Origin of the sequence: Pseudomonas sp. FH4 (genome assembly GCF_000510915.2) — a bacterium.
GTDB classification, from domain to species: domain Bacteria; phylum Pseudomonadota; class Gammaproteobacteria; order Pseudomonadales; family Pseudomonadaceae; genus Aquipseudomonas; species Aquipseudomonas brenneri.
The window spans coordinates 1-17,299 of record NZ_AOHN01000003.1 but is presented as its reverse complement, the minus strand read 5'-3'; the positions used below and the strand labels follow the sequence as shown (position 1 = coordinate 17,299).

Sequence of the window (17,299 nt, the reverse complement as noted above, 5' to 3'; positions counted from 1 at the left end):
TCGCAACAATATCTCAGGATTCTAGCGCTTATGCGTCAAACTTCAAGTATCACTTTAACTTTACTTGCGAGCGGTAACGCTAGTAGGGGCCATGGCCAGGGCGCGCTTGGCTTCGATGAAGGTTTTGCTCCAGTAGCTGTCGCCCAATTTATCGACCCGTACCCCACCGCTGCGGCGGCTGCTGGAGTGGATGAACTGGTCATCACCCAGGTAGATACCGGCGTGGCTGACACGACCACGGCCATTGGTACTGAAGAAAAGCAGATCGCCAGGCTTGAGGTTGTTCCGTGCGACCAACGGTGCATCCACGTTGATCATTTCGCGAGTGGAACGCGGCAGGTTCATGCCAGCTTCTTCACGAAACAGGTAACCGATAAAGCCACTGCAGTCGAAACCGGCTTCAGAGGTACCGCCGAAACGGTAACGGGTACCGATCAGGGACATGCCGCGTTCGAGGATGCTATCAGCCAGCAAAGGCAGCTGATAAGGCTTGCTATCGGAGAGTTCGGCCAGTTCTTTTTCGGTTGCCACCTCTTCCTCATAAACAGAAGAAGACTGTGTTGCAACGAATTTGGCTTGGTGCTGTTGTTGTGGTTTTTGCTGCTCAGCCACTTGTTGAGGGTGGGTGGCGCAACCAAACAACAGGGTAACGAGTGCGAGAGGCACGAGGGGTGCGAAGCGATTTAGCATGGGCACGACCGTGGCTGATGTGTAAAGAAGCCGAGACTATGCCTTCTATGACATCGATTTGCAAATTCAATCGTGATCTATGTGACTTCTTGTTTGACCTATGTCATCTAAGCCCTTACACCCCATTTAAACCCTTTTGCGTGGCAAAACCGGCCAAAACGCAGGTTTTCTGGCGCCTGTAATTTGCCAGAGGCCCCGATTTCAAAGGGCTGGCTACCAGCCGAGGGTTTCTTTGAGGAAGGGAATGGTCAGCTTGCGCTGGGCCTGCAAGGAGGCCTGGTCGAGTTGTTCGAGCAAGTCGAACAGCGCGCTCATGCTGCGGGTACCACGGGTGAGGATGAAATGCCCGACTTCATCGGTCAAGTGCAAGCCACGGCGCGATGCTCGCAATTGCAAGGCGCGCAATTTGTCTTCGTCGGACAGTGGGCGCATCTGGAAAATCAGCGCCAGGGTCAGCCGCGACTTGAGGTCGGCCAGCTTGACCGGCAACTCCCGAGGCGAGGTTGATGCAGCAATCAGCAGGCGTCGGCCGCTGTCGCGCAGGCGGTTGAACAGATGGAACAGCGCCTCTTCCCAGTCCGCCCGACCGGCAACCGCTTGCAGGTCATCCAGGCACACCAGTTCGTATTGCTCAAGGTTGTCGAGGATACCGATGCCACGGTCCAGCAGTTCGGCCAATGGCAGGTAGACCGCCGGCTCGCCCATCTGCTCAAAGCGCAGGCAGGCAGCCTGCAACAGGTGGGTACGCCCCACGCCGTCCTTGCCCCAGAGGTAGATCAGGCTTTCCGTCCACCCGGCGTCGGCTTCGCAGAGCCGCTCGACATAGCCGAGTGCAGCGGCATTGGCGCCTGGGTAGTAATTGATGAAGGTAGCGTCGTCACGCAGACGCACACCTAGGGGCAGCTGAATCGGTTTCATGCTGACTGAACGGCTCCAATCGAACCGTTAGTGGCCTCTGTGAAAAGTTTGCAAAGTTTATACCCGTGACGCCGGGCGCACAATGCAACAGACCATAAGCAAAATCAAAGGTTTGCGTTAACTCATTGGATTTTTTGGAGATTGTTTGACGCGATGGCCAAATGCCAAGCCCCACAGACAACAAACCCGGCGTTTAGCCGGGTTTGTGTCGAGCCTTACAGCTGGGGGTCATCGGCGCCGGTATAGACGTCCGAATCCTTGTACACATCATGTACATGGCGCACCAACACCATGATCACTGCCGCCACCGGCAATGCCAGCAGGATGCCGGTAAAGCCGAACAGCTCGCCGCCAGCCAGGATCGCAAAGATCACAGCCACCGGATGTAGGCCAATACGGTCACCCACCAACAAAGGCGTCAGCACCATGCCTTCCAGGGCCTGACCGACCATGAATACCGCAACAATCCCCAGCATCGGGTACAAGTCGCCGCCAAACTGGAACAGGCCGGCCACCAGCGCTGCGCCAATACCGATGACGAAGCCCATGTACGGCACAATCGCCGCCAGGCCGGCAATCATGCCGATCAACAGGCCCAGCTCCAGGCCAATCGCCATCAGCCCGCCAGAATAGATAATGCCCAGCGCCACCATCACCAGCAATTGCCCACGGACAAAGGCGCCCAGCACCTCATGGCACTCTTCGGCCAAAGACACGATGCGTTCCTCGCTATCACGGGGCAGCAGGCTGCGGATCTTGGCGATCATGATGTCCCAGTCGCGCAGTAGGTAGAACGCCACCACCGGGATCAGCACGAGGTTGGTCAACCAGCCAATCAACGCCAGGCTCGACGCCGTGGCCTGACTGAGGATCACCCCGACAATATCGGTGGTCTGGCCCATATGCTCGCTGATCGCAGCCTTGACCTTGTCGAACTTCCAGAAGCCATCGGCAAGGCCCAGCTTGGACTGCGCCCACGGCATCGCCGTGTGTTGCAGCCAGTCGAGCATCTGCGGCGCCAGTTCGTACAGGCGGATCAGTTGCTTGGCCAGCATCGGCACCAGCACCAACAGCAGCGCCATGACGATCAGGGTAAACAGCGCAAACACCGCCACCACGCCCCAGGTACGCGACAGGCCGGCCTTCTCCAGGCGATCCACTACCGGATCGAACAGATAGGCCAGCAGCAAGGCGACCAGGAACGGCGTCAGGATCGAATGCAGCAGGAACACAAAAACGCACAGCAGGACAATCCCGCCAAGCCACACCCAACGACGCGTATCCGCCATAAACCACTCCATCTTTCAGTTGCTTCTATATAAGGAAGATCATTTACCAACGAAAACGCAGTTGCGGCTCGGGCTCGGCCTGCGGCACGGGCGCAGGTTGTGCGCCTTCGGCCACGGGTTGCTGCACAGGGGGTGGCGCAAGCGCTTCACCCGCTGGTACTTCCTGCAAATTCGCCAGGCTCAGTTGGCTGCGCAATTGCTCGCTGCTGCCATTGACCCGATAGACAATTCGGTCGCCATCCACCCGCTGCAACTGCGCACCAAACGGCTCCAGCAGATGGCCGAGGGCGGCGTAGCGCTCCAGGGTCATGCCTTGCACTTGCAGCAACTGCTCGCTGGAAACCCCGGCTTTTACGGCGAAACGCGGCGCAAGACGCTCACTGACCGCCAGCAGAACGGCATCGGCCAATGCCGCAGTGTCCGCGCCTTGTACGGTGCCGTTCTCGGCCTTGTCGCCCAGCCACAGGCGCCATTTGGCTTGCCATTGGCCCGCCTCTTCACGGGCATGCACCGCCAGCAGCGCGTCGGCGCCGTAACGCTCGGAGGCCGAGCGCAGGGGCGCCGGATCTGCGCTTTCAAGATTAGGCGCGGTGGCAACGATCTGCTCATCGAGGTCGCCCAGCGGCAGGCGCAACGGCAAGCCACGGTGTTGCGCCGCACGACGCAGTGGCTCGGCAGCCGACTGGCCATCACCAACCAGGCTGCTGCCTTCAGTGGAATCGTTCAGCCACCAGCCGAGGATTGACGGGCGATTGCTGCCCCACAACGCCAGGCCGGCATCGCGCAACGCACGGTCGGTGCTGACCGGGTCAAAATCCACTTGCAGGCTTTCCGGTGGGCCGGCGTCGTAGCCGTACTGGCTGATGATCTGTTGCGGATCCTTGCGGATCGCCGCCAGGCCCGGGCCCTGGGCGGCCTTGGCGTCGCCGGTCAGGCGCATCACCAGGGTCTGCAAGGCGCGCTGGGTGGCTTGCTCGCGCTCCTGTGGCGCCTGGCTGCTGACCGGCTCCAGCACTTGATAGAGGCCATTGAGGGTTTCGGCATGACTCGCCAGGCTGACCAACGACAAACAGCCGACAAAAATGTATCTACTCAGACCCATGAACAAAGATTCCCGAACGACAAAAAAGCGGCTGGAACAGACCGCGTGAAGAAGGTTAAGCAAGGCTGTGACCACAGCGACCGGCAAAACATTCACAAGGCCCCGGTAAGTTTTCGTACTGTCATAACGATAGCGGGTTAAAGGCTATACCTTAATACAGGCGATCGCGGTGCCGATTAAGGTTTTTTTAGCACCATATGCCTCTGCCCGTCGGCCCGAGGATGGCCGCTGCCCCTCAAGCCTGATAAAATCGCGCGCCTTCGCAGACCGTCAACGGTTGGGCGTCCTGAAGTGTTCAACTTCCGTACCCCCACCGCATCGGTCGTTACCCCTGAATCCCCCCCTAAAGGCCTGGATCATGAGCAAGCAACCCTCCCTGAGCTACAAGGACGCCGGTGTAGACATCGACGCCGGTGAAGCATTGGTCGAACGCATCAAGAGCGTCGCCAAGCGCACTGCGCGCCCCGAAGTCATGGGCGGCCTGGGCGGTTTCGGCGCCCTCTGCGAGATCCCGGCCGGCTACAAGCAGCCTGTCCTGGTCTCCGGCACCGACGGCGTGGGCACCAAGCTGCGCCTGGCGCTGAACCTGAACAAGCATGACACCATCGGCATCGACCTGGTCGCCATGTGCGTCAACGACCTGGTGGTGTGCGGCGCCGAGCCGTTGTTTTTCCTCGACTACTACGCCACCGGCAAACTGAACGTGGAGACCGCGGCACAAGTGGTCACCGGTATCGGCGCTGGCTGCGAACTGTCGGGTTGCTCCCTGGTCGGCGGCGAAACCGCTGAAATGCCAGGCATGTACGAAGGCGAAGACTACGACCTGGCCGGCTTCTGCGTCGGCGTTGTAGAAAAAGCCGAGATCATCGACGGTTCCAAGGTTGCCGCTGGCGACGCCCTGCTGGCCCTGCCATCGTCCGGCCCGCATTCCAACGGCTACTCGCTGATCCGCAAGATCATCGAAGTGTCCGGCGCCGACATCGAGAACACTCAACTCGACGGCAAGCCTTTGACCGACCTGCTGATGGCCCCGACCCGCATCTACGTCAAGCCATTGCTCAAGCTGATCAAGGACACTGGCGCAGTCAAGGCCATGGCCCACATCACCGGTGGCGGCCTGCTGGACAACATCCCGCGCGTACTGCCAAAAGGCGCACAGGCCATTGTCGACGTGGCCAGCTGGCAGCGCCCGGCAGTCTTCGACTGGCTGCAAGAGAAAGGCAACGTCAACGAGACCGAGATGCACCGCGTGCTGAACTGCGGCGTGGGCATGGTCATCTGCGTGGCTCAAGAGCACGTGGAAACCGCGCTGAACGTACTGCGTGAAGCCGGCGAGCAGCCATGGGTGATCGGCCAGATCGCCACCGCTGCCGAAGGTGCTGCCCAGGTTGAACTGAAGAACCTCAAGGCTCACTGATGCCAGCAACCTGTGATGTCGTGGTGCTGCTCTCCGGCACCGGCAGTAACTTGCAGGCCCTGATCGACAGCACGCGCGCCGGCGACAGCCCGGTGCGCATCGCTGCGGTGATCTCCAACCGCAGCGACGCCTACGGCCTGCAACGCGCCCAGGACGCGGGTATCGATACCCGCTCCCTGGATCACAAGGCGTTCGAAGGTCGCGAGGCCTTCGATGCAGCCTTGATCGAACTGATCGACGCCTTCAAGCCCAAGCTCGTGGTCCTCGCCGGCTTCATGCGCATTCTCAGCGCTGATTTCGTGCGTCATTACCAGGGGCGCCTGCTGAATATCCACCCTTCCCTGCTGCCCAAATACAAAGGGTTACACACCCACCAACGGGCCCTTGAGGCCGGCGATACGGAGCACGGCTGCAGCGTGCACTTTGTCACCGAGGAACTCGATGGCGGGCCACTGGTCGTACAGGCAGTAGTTCCGGTAGAGTCTGCGGACTCGGCGCAGAGCCTTGCGCAACGGGTTCACACCCAGGAACACAGGATTTACCCGCTGGCGGTTCGCTGGTTTGCCGAAGGACGCTTGGTGCTCGGTGAACAAGGTGCATTGTTGGACGGCCAGTTACTTGCGGCCAGCGGCCACTTGATTCGTACCTAGGAGATTTTATGCGTCGCGCCCTGCTCTTCGCTTTTGCTCTGCTTGCCCTGCCTACCGTGCACGCGGCAGATCTTCAGCCTTTCTCCGCCAGCTACACCGCCGACTGGAAGCAGTTGCCCATGAGCGGCCAGGCCTCCCGCAGCCTGGAAAGCACCGGCAACGGCGTCTGGAAGCTCAGTTTCAAGGCTTCGATGATGATCGCCAGCCTGACGGAAGAAAGCACCCTGACCCTGGACAAGGACACCCTGCTGCCCCAGTCCTACCACTTTGAACGCGGTGGCCTGGGCAAGGCCAAGAAGGCCGACCTGGACTTCGACTGGACCGCCAAGATGGTCACCGGCACTGATCGCGGCGACGCGGTCAAGATCCCGCTGAACCGTGGCATGGTCGATAAATCCACTTACCAGTTGGCCCTGCAACATGACGTGGCCGCTGGCAAGAAAACCATGAGCTACCAGGTGGTGGACGACGGCGAAGTCGAGACCTATGACTTCCGCGTACTGGGTACCGAGAAAGTCGATACCAAGGCCGGCAAGATCGACGCCATCAAGGTTGAGCGCGTGCGCGACCCGACGCAAAGCAAGCGCACCACCGTGATGTGGTTTGCCAAGGATTGGGACTACTTGCTGGTTCGCCTGCAACAAGTCGAAACCGACGGCAAGGAATACAACATCATGCTGTTGGACGGCACGGTCAATGGCAAGGTTGTGAAAGGCAGCTGATCGTTGGCTGATTGAAAGAGCCTCGCTGAACGCGGGGCTTTTTTTCGCCTGGCGTTTGTAGTGAGGCGACTAGTACAAGGCCAAAGCCTTACTCAAACATGAAACTTTTGTCATAAAACCCAGCCCCCTGCGACGTGATGTCGCGGTTTACGTGGCCTGGAGCATTGTTGCTTTTACTGCAATGAATTGTTGCACGCAAAGTCAGTTTACTTAGCAAGCTAACAAAATATATAACAAAAGCCTGCGACGCCTTGCCGCAGATCAACCAGAGACTGGAGCAAGCAGATGACTGTAAAAGTAACTGAACGCGACGATGCCCATATGTCCCATGAAGCCCTGGCCCACGGGATTCACATCTGGGATGTGCACCAACAAGACCTGCTGGTCGGCATGTTTCACAACGAGTGCGATGCTCATAATTATAAAAACGAGCTCGAAACCCTTGAGATGAGACGCCAGGCATCCAGCTCCTGAACAGCTGAAATCCTGTAGGAGCGAGCTTGCTCGCGAAAAACGCTAACGAAAACGCAGGCTACCTGGATAAACGCGTTGTCCTTGAGTTTCTCGCGAGCAAGCTCGCTCCTACAGTGAAGCCTTGTTACAGCCTTACCACATCAGATCGTCAGGGATCTGGTAGGCGGCGTATGGATCGTCCTCATCCGGCACTTGGGCCTCAGTGAGGATATTGAGCTGGACGATACGCTCAGGCGCGCGTTCCTGGATTTTCAGCGCAGCTTCGCGCGGGATCACTTCGTAACTACCGCCGTGATGGACAATCGCCAACGAGCCGTTACTCAGCTTGTTGCGCATCAAGGTATTGACCGACAGGCGTTTGACCTTCTTGTCATCGACGAAGTTGTAGTAGTCCTCGGTGGTCAACTTGGGCAGGCGCGAGGTCTCGATCAATTGCTTGACCTGCGCGGCACGGGCCTTGGCCTCGGCCTTTTCCTGCTGTTGACGGTTGAGTTCCTGGTCACGCTTGACCTTCTCGGCCTGCGCTTCCTGGGCCAGGCGTGCCTGGGTGTCGTCAGCCTCGGCCTGCCCCTTGTGGACCAGGCGCTGTTGTTTCTGCTTCTCTTTGCCGACCTGCTTGGCCTGCTTCTGGTTGACCAGACCTGCTTTAAGCAACTGGTCGCGAAGGGAAATGCTCATGGTGCTTACTCACTTAGGCAGCTATTCAACCGCAGCTGGACACATTCTTTTCCTGACGTTTGGCTTCGCCCCAGAGGGCGTCCAACTCTTCGAGGGTGCAATCTTCCATGGGACGGTGGGTGTCGCGCAATGCCTGTTCGATAAATCGGAATCGCCTTTCGAATTTGGCATTGGCACCGCGCAGGGCAGTTTCCGGGTCGACCTTGAGGTGCCGGGCCAGGTTGACCGCGGCAAACAGCAGGTCACCGACTTCATCGGCAATGGCTACTGGGTCGTTATCGGCCATGGCTTCGAGTACTTCATCGAGCTCTTCACGCACGTTATCCACCACGGGCAATGCCGCTGGCCAGTCGAAACCGACCTGGCTGGCGCGCTTTTGCAATTTGGCGGCACGGGACAGGGACGGCAAGGCACTGGGCACGTCATCGAGTAGGGACAGTTGCTCGGGGGCATCAGACTTTTCTGCGCGCTCCTCTGCCTTGATGGCTTCCCAGCGCTCCTTGACCTGCTCTTCGCTCAGCTTCGGGATATCCAGCGGCGCATACAGGTCGCCGCTAGGAAACACATGGGGATGCCGGCGAATCAGCTTGCGAGTGATGCTGTCGACAACCCCGGCGAATTCGAAGCGCCCTTCTTCCCGGGCCAGTTGGCTGTAATACACCACTTGGAACAACAGGTCGCCCAACTCGCCTTGCAGATGATCAAAATCCCCGCGCTCGATGGCATCGGCGACTTCGTAGGCTTCTTCCAGGGTGTGGGGCACGATGGTGGCGTAGGTTTGCTTGATGTCCCACGGGCAACCGTATTGCGGGTCGCGCAGGCGGTTCATCAGGTGTAGCAGGTCTTCAAGTGAATACATAGATCGCTCTATCCGCTCCCTGTAGGAGCGAGCTTGCTCGCGAGAAACTCAAGGACAACGCGTTTATCCAGATAGCCTGCGTTTTCGTTAACGTTTTTCGCGAGCAAGCTCGCTCCTACAGTCAAGCGCTCCGTCTCATGGCGTGCGGTTGCGCCGCGTCTCGATGATGTTCGGCAACTGGGAGATGCGCCCCAGCAGCCGCCCCAACGCGTCCAGCCCCGGAATCTCGATGGTCAGGGACATCAACGCCGTGTTGTCCTCCTTGTTCGAGCGGGTATTGACCGCCAGCACGTTGATCCGCTCGTTGAGCAGCACTTGCGAGACGTCGCGCAGCAACCCCGAACGGTCGTAGGCGCGGATGATGATGTCCACCGGATAGGTGAGCACCGGCACCGGCCCCCAACTGACCTGGATGATCCGCTCTGGCTCACGCCCGCCCAACTGCAGCACCGAGGCGCAGTCCTGGCGGTGAATGCTCACCCCACGGCCCTGGGTGATGTAGCCGACGATGGCATCGCCCGGCAACGGCTGGCAGCAGCCGGCCATCTGGGTCATCAGGTTGCCCACGCCCTGGATCTGGATATCGCCGCGCTTGCCCGGCTTGTAGCCGGTGGCCTTGCGTGGGATCAGTTCCAGTTGCTCGCTGCCACGCTCCGGCTCCACCAGTTGCTGGGCCAGGTTGACCAATTGCGCCAGGCGCAAGTCGCCGGCACCGAGAGCGGCGAACATGTCTTCGGCAATCTTCATGTTGGCTTTTTCGGCCAACTTGTCGAAATCCACCTGGGGCAGGCCCAGGCGACCCAGTTCACGTTCGAGCAGGGTCTTGCCGGCGGCGACGTTCTGGTCCCGCGCCTGCAGCTTGAACCAGTGGACAATCTTTGCCCGCGCCCGCGACGTGGTGATGTAGCCCAGGTTCGGGTTCAGCCAGTCACGGCTCGGCGTGCCGTGCTTGCTGGTGATGATCTCGACCTGTTCACCGGTCTGCAGGCTGTAGTTGAGCGGCACGATGCGCCCGTTGATCTTGGCGCCACGGCAGTTGTGGCCGATCTCGGTGTGTACGCGGTAGGCAAAGTCCAGCGGCGTCGCGCCCTTGGGCAAGTCGATGGCGTGGCCGTCGGGGGTGAAGATGTAGACCCGGTCGGGCTCGATATCCACCCGCAACTGTTCGGCCAGGCCGCCGATATCGCCCAATTCCTCGTGCCATTCCAGCACTTGGCGCAACCAGGAGATTTTCTCTTCGTACTGGTTGGAACCCGACTTGACGTCGGTGCCCTTGTAGCGCCAGTGCGCGCACACGCCCAGTTCCGCTTCTTCGTGCATGGCGTGGGTGCGGATCTGCACTTCCAGCACCTTGCCCTCGGGGCCGATCACCGCAGTGTGCAGCGAGCGGTAGCCGTTCTCCTTGGGGTTGGCGATGTAGTCGTCGAACTCTTTGGGGATATGCCGCCACAGCGTATGGACGATACCCAGCGCGGTGTAGCAGTCGCGCATTTCCGGCACCAGCACGCGTACGGCGCGTACGTCGTAGATCTGGCTGAAGGCCAGGCCCTTGCGCTGCATTTTGCGCCAGATCGAATAGATGTGCTTGGCCCGGCCGCTGATATCGGCCTCGACACCGGTGGCCTGCAACTCCGAGCGCAACTGGCCCATCACATCGCTGATGAAACGCTCACGGTCCAGCCGCCGCTCATGCAGCAGGGTCGCGATCTGTTTGTATTGATCAGGCTCCAGGTAGCGGAAGGACAAGTCCTCCAGCTCCCACTTGATATGACCGATCCCCAGGCGATGAGCCAGGGGCGCGTAGATGTCGAAGACCTCACGGGCGACGCGGTTGCGCTTTTCGTCATCGGCGGTTTTCACCGCACGGATCGCGCAGGTGCGTTCCGCCAGTTTGATCAGCGCGACGCGTACGTCGTCGACCATCGCCACCAACATCTTGCGCAGGTTTTCCACCTGGCCCTGGGTGCCCAGTACCATCGACTGGCGCGGGCTGAGGCTGGCGCTGATCGCCGCCATGCGCAGCACGCCATCGATCAGTTTGGCCACCACCGCGCCGAAACGCTGGCTGACCAGCGGCAACGCAATGTGCCCTTCGCGCACACCGCGATAGAGCACCGCGGCGATCAGCGAATCCTGGTCCAGCTTGAGGTCGGCGAGGATCTCGGCGATTTCAAGCCCGGTACGAAAACTCGATGTTCCTTCGGCCCAAAGATTCTTGGCCGCATTGTCTTGCTGTTCTGCCTCGCGAGCGAACTCGCAGGCGGCTTTCAAGGCTTCACGGTCCAGTGCCGGATCGACACTGACGGCATGATCCAGCCATGCCTCGAGATTGATACTGCCGTCGGTGTTGATCGGCTGGTGTGCTCTCACCTGTACCATCTTGCTTACCTTCCCTACGACGCGCCTTGAGCGCGTCAAAATCGCTGACCCTTGTAACGCGAACTCCCTGGCAGGTCACAGGCCCTGGAGAACGCAGGCCAGTCGGACTAAGCGAGCATCCTAGCTCGCTTCAAATAACGCCATCGCCTCGACATGCGCCGTTTGCGGAAACATATCGAGGATCCCGGCACGTTTTAGCCGGTAGCCTTGCTTGACCAACTCGACAGTGTCCCGCGCCAGCGTGGCTGGGTTGCAGGACACATACACCAGGCGATCAGCCCCCAGAGTGGCGAGCTTGCGCACAACCTCCAGGGCACCATCGCGGGGTGGGTCCAAGAGTACCGCAGAAAAGCCTGCTTTGGCCCATTCGGCATCAGCCAACGGCTGGGACAAATCGGCCTGAAAAAACTGCACATTATGCAAATTATTACTGACGGCATTCGCGGCCGCGCGGTCCACCATGGTCTGCACGCCTTCTACCGCCACCACTTCACGCACTTTGCCAGCAAGGGGCAAGGCAAAGTTGCCCAGGCCACAGAACAGGTCCAGAACCCGTTCGTCAGGTTGCGGTGCCAGCCAGTCCAGCGCCTGGGCCACCATCGCCTCGTTGACCCCGGCATTGACCTGCACAAAATCCCCCGGCCGGTAAGCCAGCTCCAGGCCCCACTGCTCCAGATGATAGCCCAGCGCCTGCCCAGTCTCGAACGGCTGCGGCTCGCCTTCACCGTGCAACCACAACTGCGCGTGATGGAATGCACAAAACTCTTGCAGCACCACCAGGTCAGCGTCCGACAGTGGCGCCATGTGCCGCAGCAACACGGCGATGGACGAGCCACTGAACAGCTCCACATGCCCCAGGGCCTGAGGTTTGCTCAGGCGCCGCAACATGTTGGGCAGACGCTGCATGATCGGTTGCAAGGCCTGTACCAGCACCGGGCAATCATCAATGGCAACGATGTCCTGGCTGGCCACGGCGCGAAAGCCAACGTCCAGGCGCTTGGCCTTGACGTCATAGCGCACGGCCACGCGGGCCCGGCGGCGATAGCCGAACTCGGGCCCGCTCAACGGCGCCGCCCACTCCTGGGGCTCGACCCCGGCAACACGGGACAGTTGCTCGGCGAGCATGCGCTGTTTCAGGGCAAGCTGTTCGTCATGAGGCAAATGTTGCAGGCTGCAACCGCCACAACGACCGGCCTGGGCACACGGTGCCGGACGGCGCAGTTCGCTGGCCTTGAACACCCGCTCGGTACGGGCCTCGACCACTTTGCCATGAGCCCCCAGCACCCGCGCCTCGACCTCTTCGCCGGCCAGTGCACCCACGACAAACCAGGTGCGGCCCTCGAAAAACACGATCCCCCGGCCATCGTTGGCCAGGCGCTCGATGGTCAGGCGCTGTTTTTTGCCAACCGGGATTTGTGGCGCTCGATTACCGCCCGTTGGCTGGAAACGCAGGCCTCGCTCTTGCTTGGCCATCAGTTGGGCGCGTCGAAAATGCCGGTCGACAGGTAGCGGTCGCCTCGGTCACAGATGATCGCGACGATCACCGCGTTTTCCAGTTCTGCGGACAAGCGCAACATGCCGGCCACTGCCCCCCCGGAGGACACGCCGCAGAAGATGCCTTCTTCACGGGCCAGGCGACGGGTGGTGTCTTCGGCTTCACGCTGGGCCATGTCGATGATGCGGTCGACGCGGGCGGCGTTGTAGATCTTTGGCAGATACTCTTCGGGCCAGCGGCGGATCCCCGGGATCGCCGCGCCTTCCATCGGTTGCAGGCCAACGATCTGGATCGCCGGATTCTGCTCCTTGAGGTAGCGCGAGTTGCCCATGATGGTGCCGGTGGTGCCCATGGAGCTGACGAAATGGGTGATGGTGCCCTGGGTCTGGCGCCAGATTTCCGGGCCGGTGCTGGTGTAGTGCGCCTCGGGGTTGTCACCGTTGGCGAACTGGTCCAGGACCTGGCCACGGCCTTCGGCGGCCATGCGCTCGGCGAGATCACGCGCGCCTTCCATGCCTTCTTCCGGAGTGACCAGCAGCAGTTCGGCACCATAGGCGGTCATCGCCGCCTTGCGCTCGGCGCTGCCGTTGTCGGGCATGATCAGGATCATCTTGTAGCCCTTGATCGCCGCGGCCATGGCCAGGGCAATCCCGGTATTGCCGGAGGTGGCTTCGATCAGGGTGTCGCCGGGCTTGATCTGCCCACGCAACTCGGCGCGGGTGATCATCGACAACGCCGGGCGGTCCTTGACCGAACCTGCCGGGTTATTACCCTCAAGCTTGAGCAACAAGGTATTGCTGGTGTTACCCGCCATGCGCTGCAAGCGGACCAGGGGGGTGTTGCCGACGCAATCGGCGATGGTTGGGTACTGCAAGGTCATGGCGTATTCGCAATCCAGACTGCGGGGGCGCCTATCATACCGGCAAACGCTGGCAGGCCATATCACGCAATTCGCGGTGCTTATAGCTGCGAGTTATAAGCCACAAGCTGCAAGCGTGGCGCTAACAGCTTGCAGCTTGTCACTGTCTTCAGACCGTATCGACCTTCAATGAATGGTCATTCAACATCCCATTGATGATCGTCGCCGTATCCGCACCGCTCGCAATCAAGCCTCCGGCCCCCGGCGTCACGCCGTATTGGGTCGCCAGGTTGACGCCGGCCAGGTCGATGGTCTGGGTCGGCGTGGCACCTGCAACGGCGCTGATATCAATGGTGGTCGTACCACTCACCACCTTGAAGTGCAGGTAGTCATCCAGGGACGCCGTCGTCGCGTTCTCTCCTTGCAACAGTTGTGACAAGTCCAGTTTGTCGGTGCCCACGGCAAAGTCGGTGATGACGTCGTGCCCACTACCGCCGACCAGGTATTGGAAGGTATCGGCACCCGCGCCGCCGGTCAGGGTGTTGTTGCCCGGACCACCAATCAGGATGTCATCACCGCCCTCGCCCTTGAGGGTGTCATTGCCCAGTCCGCCCGAGATCAGGTTGTTGTTGCCGTTGCCGGTGAGGAAGTCGTTGAAGTTGGAGCCGATCAGGTTCTCCAGGGCCGTCAATGTATCGGTCCCGGCCCCACCTGTGATTTGCCCCCCTGCCAAGCCAAGGTTGACGGTCACCCCTGACGTGGCATTGGCGTAACTCAGTGTATCGATGCCTGCTCCGCCATCGAGCAGGTCGTTGCCGATGCCGCTGAACAACAGGTCATTGCCGTTGCCGCCATGCATCTCGTTGTTGCCGTTGCCAGCGCTCAGTACATCGTTGCCATCGCCGCCATTGAGGATATTGTTGCCGGGGCCGGCCATGATGATGTCATCCCCGCTGGTACCGGTGAGGGTGGTGCCGGCCTGGTAGGTGATGTCTACGGCGGCGCTGTCACTGCCGCCGTGGTTATCACTGACCGAATAATTACCGTGGTAGTCCGGCGTGTAGTCCTGAGCGCCGGCATAGTTGATGGTCATGTCCAACTGGTAGTTTTCTGCGCCGTTGGCGTTGCCGCCTGATGGATTGGTGGTGTTGGCAATGTGAATCTCATAGGTAGCGTTCGCTAACGCAGTCAGCGTCGTGCCATCTGCGAGGGGGAGCTCGCTGCCCCCATTGATCGAATAGGTCATGAGGACGTTACCGAACGGCCGATTGTGATCCAGGTTAAGGGTTTCCCCCGCCTTGAGGCTGACCGTTATGCGATCGTCGGCCGTACTGCCGCTGACATTGCCGAGACTGCCAGTGATCACAAGGACTGCGGTCATGGCCCCGATATCGGCAAACGAGGTGCGTACATCCGCCAGGGTTGTACCGCTGAGCGTTCTGGCTCCCGTCCCGGTAAAAGCAGCGCCCTTGGCCACCCAACCGGTTGGAAAACTGGTTGGGATAGCCGTCAGGTTGTCATGGTTGGCATCGCTGTCATTGGCCAGCAGCAACTGCGCAGGCACCACGATATTGCTCGACAGGATATTGGTGATCACATGGTCATCACCGGCCACCGGCGCCGCGTTCGGGTTGACCTTGACCACCAGGCTGGAAGTCGCGAGATCGCCGTCGTTATCACTGATGGTGACCCCGAAGTTCTCGGTAATCAGCGCGTCCGTCAGCTTCGGCGGCGTGTAGCGGAACTCGCCGTTGTCCATGTCTACCACCAGCGTGCCACCCTGGCTGGTGGTGATGCTGATGCTGTTGCTCACTGTATCGAACGTGCCCTGGCCACCCGGCAGGTTGGCGCTCATCGAACCTCCTGCCGCCGGGTTGTAGGTGTAGGTAATGCCATCCACCGTAAGGGACTTGATAAAACCACCATCGGCGCCAAACGTCCCGTCGGTCATCAGGCTACCCGTCACCGGAGCGCCTTGTATCGTGCCGGCCAGCACCGCGTCCAGGCCCGCCAGGTTGGCCACTACCACCGCGTTGGTATTGGTGTGGGTGCTGCCGTCGTAGGCCACCGGGTCCAGGTAAATACTGTTGACCCCTGCCCCCAGGCCAATGGCATAGGCCTTGATGCCGTTGGCGTCGAGGAATGCCCTCCATACCCCTTCTTCGGTGACATCAATACCATCGCCGTATTCCGGGTTGACCGCGTTGCCGGGGTTGTTCGGGTTATTGGTATTGGACGTGGTGGGGTTACCGTCCGAGAAGAAATACGCCACGTTCTGCGCGCCGTCCAGCTTGCCGGCGGTGCCATAGGCGGTCTGCGCGGTGCCCAGGGCCGAATCGTAGTTGGTGCCGTTGAAGGCCGTGAGGCCGTTGACCAGGGTCTTGGCCGTGGCAACGCTGACCCACTGGCTGCTCAACTGTTGAGAGCTGTCGTTGAAGGTCACGATCTGCACCTTCACATCGCCCATCTCGTCATAGCGGTTGAGCAACTCGGTGATGGATGCCTTGGCCAGGTCCAGCCGCGTACCGCCGGCCCCCGATGCATCGTTCATGCTGCCGGAGATATCGATGATCAGCAGCAGGTTGGAGTCCACCTCGGTTGCCGTGACCATGCGCTCACTGGACACGGCATTGGGCACGTCGTCGATGATATTGATATCGATCACACCCGTTGCGGTGCTGGTGTCATTGTCGCTGGCCGTGACGGTGACCTGCTCGACGAGGCTGTTGGTTCCGGCCCCCGTGGCATGGGCCTCGTTGTCGAGCAAGGTGTAGCGATAGCTGACCACCCCCGTGGTGGCGTTGTAGCCCGTCACGGTAAAGGTGTTGCCCAGACCTGTGGCCTCAGATTGCGGGAAGGTTGCGGTGACACCGTTGGTGACCACACTGATGCCGCCCACTGTCAGGTTTTTCAAGCCATCCAGGGCAGTGACCGTGAAGGTGCCGGTCTGGGTCAGTGCGGGACTGTTCGGGCTGGTGCCGTCGAACAGGTTTTTTTCGTAGACGGTCAACTCGCCGCCGTTCAATTGAAGACCGGTGAGTACAACAGGATCGTTGTTGTTATGTACCTGCAGGACCAGGTTGGCGGGGCTGGTATCACCGTCGCTATCGTTGAGTTGATAGGTGAAGGTTTCAGTCCCATTGCCACCACCGTTCAGGGCCAGGAATTGTGTATCGGTCTTGTCCAGGGTGTAGGTGTAGCTGCCATCAGCCAGCAAGTTCAGGGTGCCGTAGGTGCCGACGATGGTCGCGGGTGTCACCGGGCCAGTAGGGATACGGTCAGCACCTTGCACATCATTGCCCAGCACGCTGCCGGTCAGGATCAGTTGGCTTTCCGACGCAACCTGTCCATTGGTGTCGTCGTTGGCCTTGGGCACATCGTCGACCACGTTGACATCCAGCGAGCCAGTGGCGCTGCTGTTGTTGCTGTCGGTCGCAGTTACCGTGAACGACTCGCTGATGCTGTTGGCATTGGCGCCGGTTGGGTGGGTATCGGTGCCGTTCAGGGTGTAGCTGTAGCTGATCACGCCAGTGATGGCGTCGTAGTTGGTGATGGCCAGGGTGTTGCCAAAACCGGTGGGTTGCGATTGCGGGAACGTCGCGGCGATGCCGTTGCTGACAACGCTGATACCACCCACGGTGAGGTTTTTCAGGCCGTCCAACGCCGTCACGGTGAAGGTGCCAGATTGGGTCAACGCAGAGCCATCATTGGCACTGCCCAGCGGCAGGTTTTTCTCGTAGACGGTGACTTCGCCGCCATTTACCTCA

General features: G+C 60.3%; 14 protein-coding genes. 4 read left to right on the top strand and 10 right to left on the bottom strand.

Features of this window, described 5'->3' with window-relative positions; translation table 11 throughout:
• Positions 1–60: 60 nt before the first annotated feature.
• The 4 genes from H097_RS02440 to H097_RS02425 form a co-directional block, all read right to left on the bottom strand.
• On the bottom strand, positions 61–690 hold the full coding sequence (locus H097_RS02440) for an NlpC/P60 family protein (RefSeq protein ID WP_032857042.1): 630 nt from the start codon (positions 688–690) through the stop codon (positions 61–63).
• 213 nt (positions 691–903) lie between these two features.
• Positions 904–1,608: a DnaA regulatory inactivator Hda gene (gene hda, locus H097_RS02435; protein WP_032857040.1), complete on the bottom strand. Its 705-nt coding sequence runs from the start codon at positions 1,606–1,608 to the stop codon at positions 904–906.
• A gap of 215 nt (positions 1,609–1,823) precedes the next feature.
• Positions 1,824–2,897, bottom strand: coding sequence for an AI-2E family transporter (locus H097_RS02430; RefSeq protein WP_032857038.1), 1,074 nt, complete (start codon positions 2,895–2,897; stop codon positions 1,824–1,826).
• Between the two features lie 43 nt (positions 2,898–2,940).
• Positions 2,941–3,999, bottom strand: a complete 1,059-nt coding sequence (locus H097_RS02425; protein WP_032857037.1) for a DUF2066 domain-containing protein — start codon at positions 3,997–3,999, stop codon at positions 2,941–2,943.
• A gap of 358 nt (positions 4,000–4,357) precedes the next feature.
• Here H097_RS02425 and purM point away from each other — a divergent pair, with 358 nt between their 5' ends.
• The 4 genes from purM (at position 4,358) to H097_RS02405 (ending at position 7,262) form a co-directional block, all read left to right on the top strand.
• Positions 4,358–5,416, top strand: a complete 1,059-nt coding sequence (purM, locus tag H097_RS02420) for a phosphoribosylformylglycinamidine cyclo-ligase (protein WP_032857036.1) — start codon at positions 4,358–4,360, stop codon at positions 5,414–5,416.
• On the top strand, positions 5,416–6,066 hold the full coding sequence (purN, locus tag H097_RS02415) for a phosphoribosylglycinamide formyltransferase (protein ID WP_032857034.1): 651 nt from the start codon (positions 5,416–5,418) through the stop codon (positions 6,064–6,066). Before purM ends, purN begins: the two co-directional genes overlap by 1 nt.
• Positions 6,067–6,074: 8 nt before the next feature.
• Complete coding sequence (locus H097_RS02410) at positions 6,075–6,788, top strand: DUF3108 domain-containing protein (RefSeq protein WP_032857033.1); 714 nt, start codon at positions 6,075–6,077, stop codon at positions 6,786–6,788.
• Between the two features lie 285 nt (positions 6,789–7,073).
• A complete protein-coding gene (locus H097_RS02405) occupies positions 7,074–7,262 on the top strand; it encodes a hypothetical protein (RefSeq protein ID WP_032857031.1) in 189 nt (62 codons plus the stop codon).
• A gap of 132 nt (positions 7,263–7,394) precedes the next feature.
• On the opposite strand, the gene H097_RS02400 is transcribed toward H097_RS02405, so the two are convergent.
• The 6 genes from H097_RS02400 to H097_RS02375 all read right to left on the bottom strand — a co-directional run.
• Complete coding sequence (locus H097_RS02400) at positions 7,395–7,940, bottom strand: DUF2058 domain-containing protein (protein ID WP_032857030.1); 546 nt, start codon at positions 7,938–7,940, stop codon at positions 7,395–7,397.
• A gap of 25 nt (positions 7,941–7,965) precedes the next feature.
• On the bottom strand, positions 7,966–8,799 hold the full coding sequence (gene mazG, locus H097_RS02395) for a nucleoside triphosphate pyrophosphohydrolase (protein WP_032857029.1): 834 nt from the start codon (positions 8,797–8,799) through the stop codon (positions 7,966–7,968).
• Between the two features lie 135 nt (positions 8,800–8,934).
• The gene (relA, locus tag H097_RS02390; RefSeq protein WP_032857027.1) at positions 8,935–11,178 is read right to left on the bottom strand and encodes a GTP diphosphokinase; all 2,244 of its coding nucleotides are present in this window, start codon (positions 11,176–11,178) and stop codon (positions 8,935–8,937) included.
• 120 nt (positions 11,179–11,298) lie between these two features.
• Positions 11,299–12,651: a 23S rRNA (uracil(1939)-C(5))-methyltransferase RlmD gene (gene rlmD / locus H097_RS02385; RefSeq protein WP_032857026.1), complete on the bottom strand. Its 1,353-nt coding sequence runs from the start codon at positions 12,649–12,651 to the stop codon at positions 11,299–11,301.
• Complete coding sequence (cysM, locus tag H097_RS02380) at positions 12,651–13,553, bottom strand: cysteine synthase CysM (RefSeq protein ID WP_032857024.1); 903 nt, start codon at positions 13,551–13,553, stop codon at positions 12,651–12,653. The genes rlmD and cysM overlap by 1 nt, the downstream gene beginning before the upstream one ends.
• Positions 13,554–13,701: 148 nt before the next feature.
• On the bottom strand, positions 13,702–17,299 hold a 3,598-nt coding region (locus H097_RS02375; protein ID WP_032857022.1), incomplete at its 5' end, for a type I secretion C-terminal target domain-containing protein.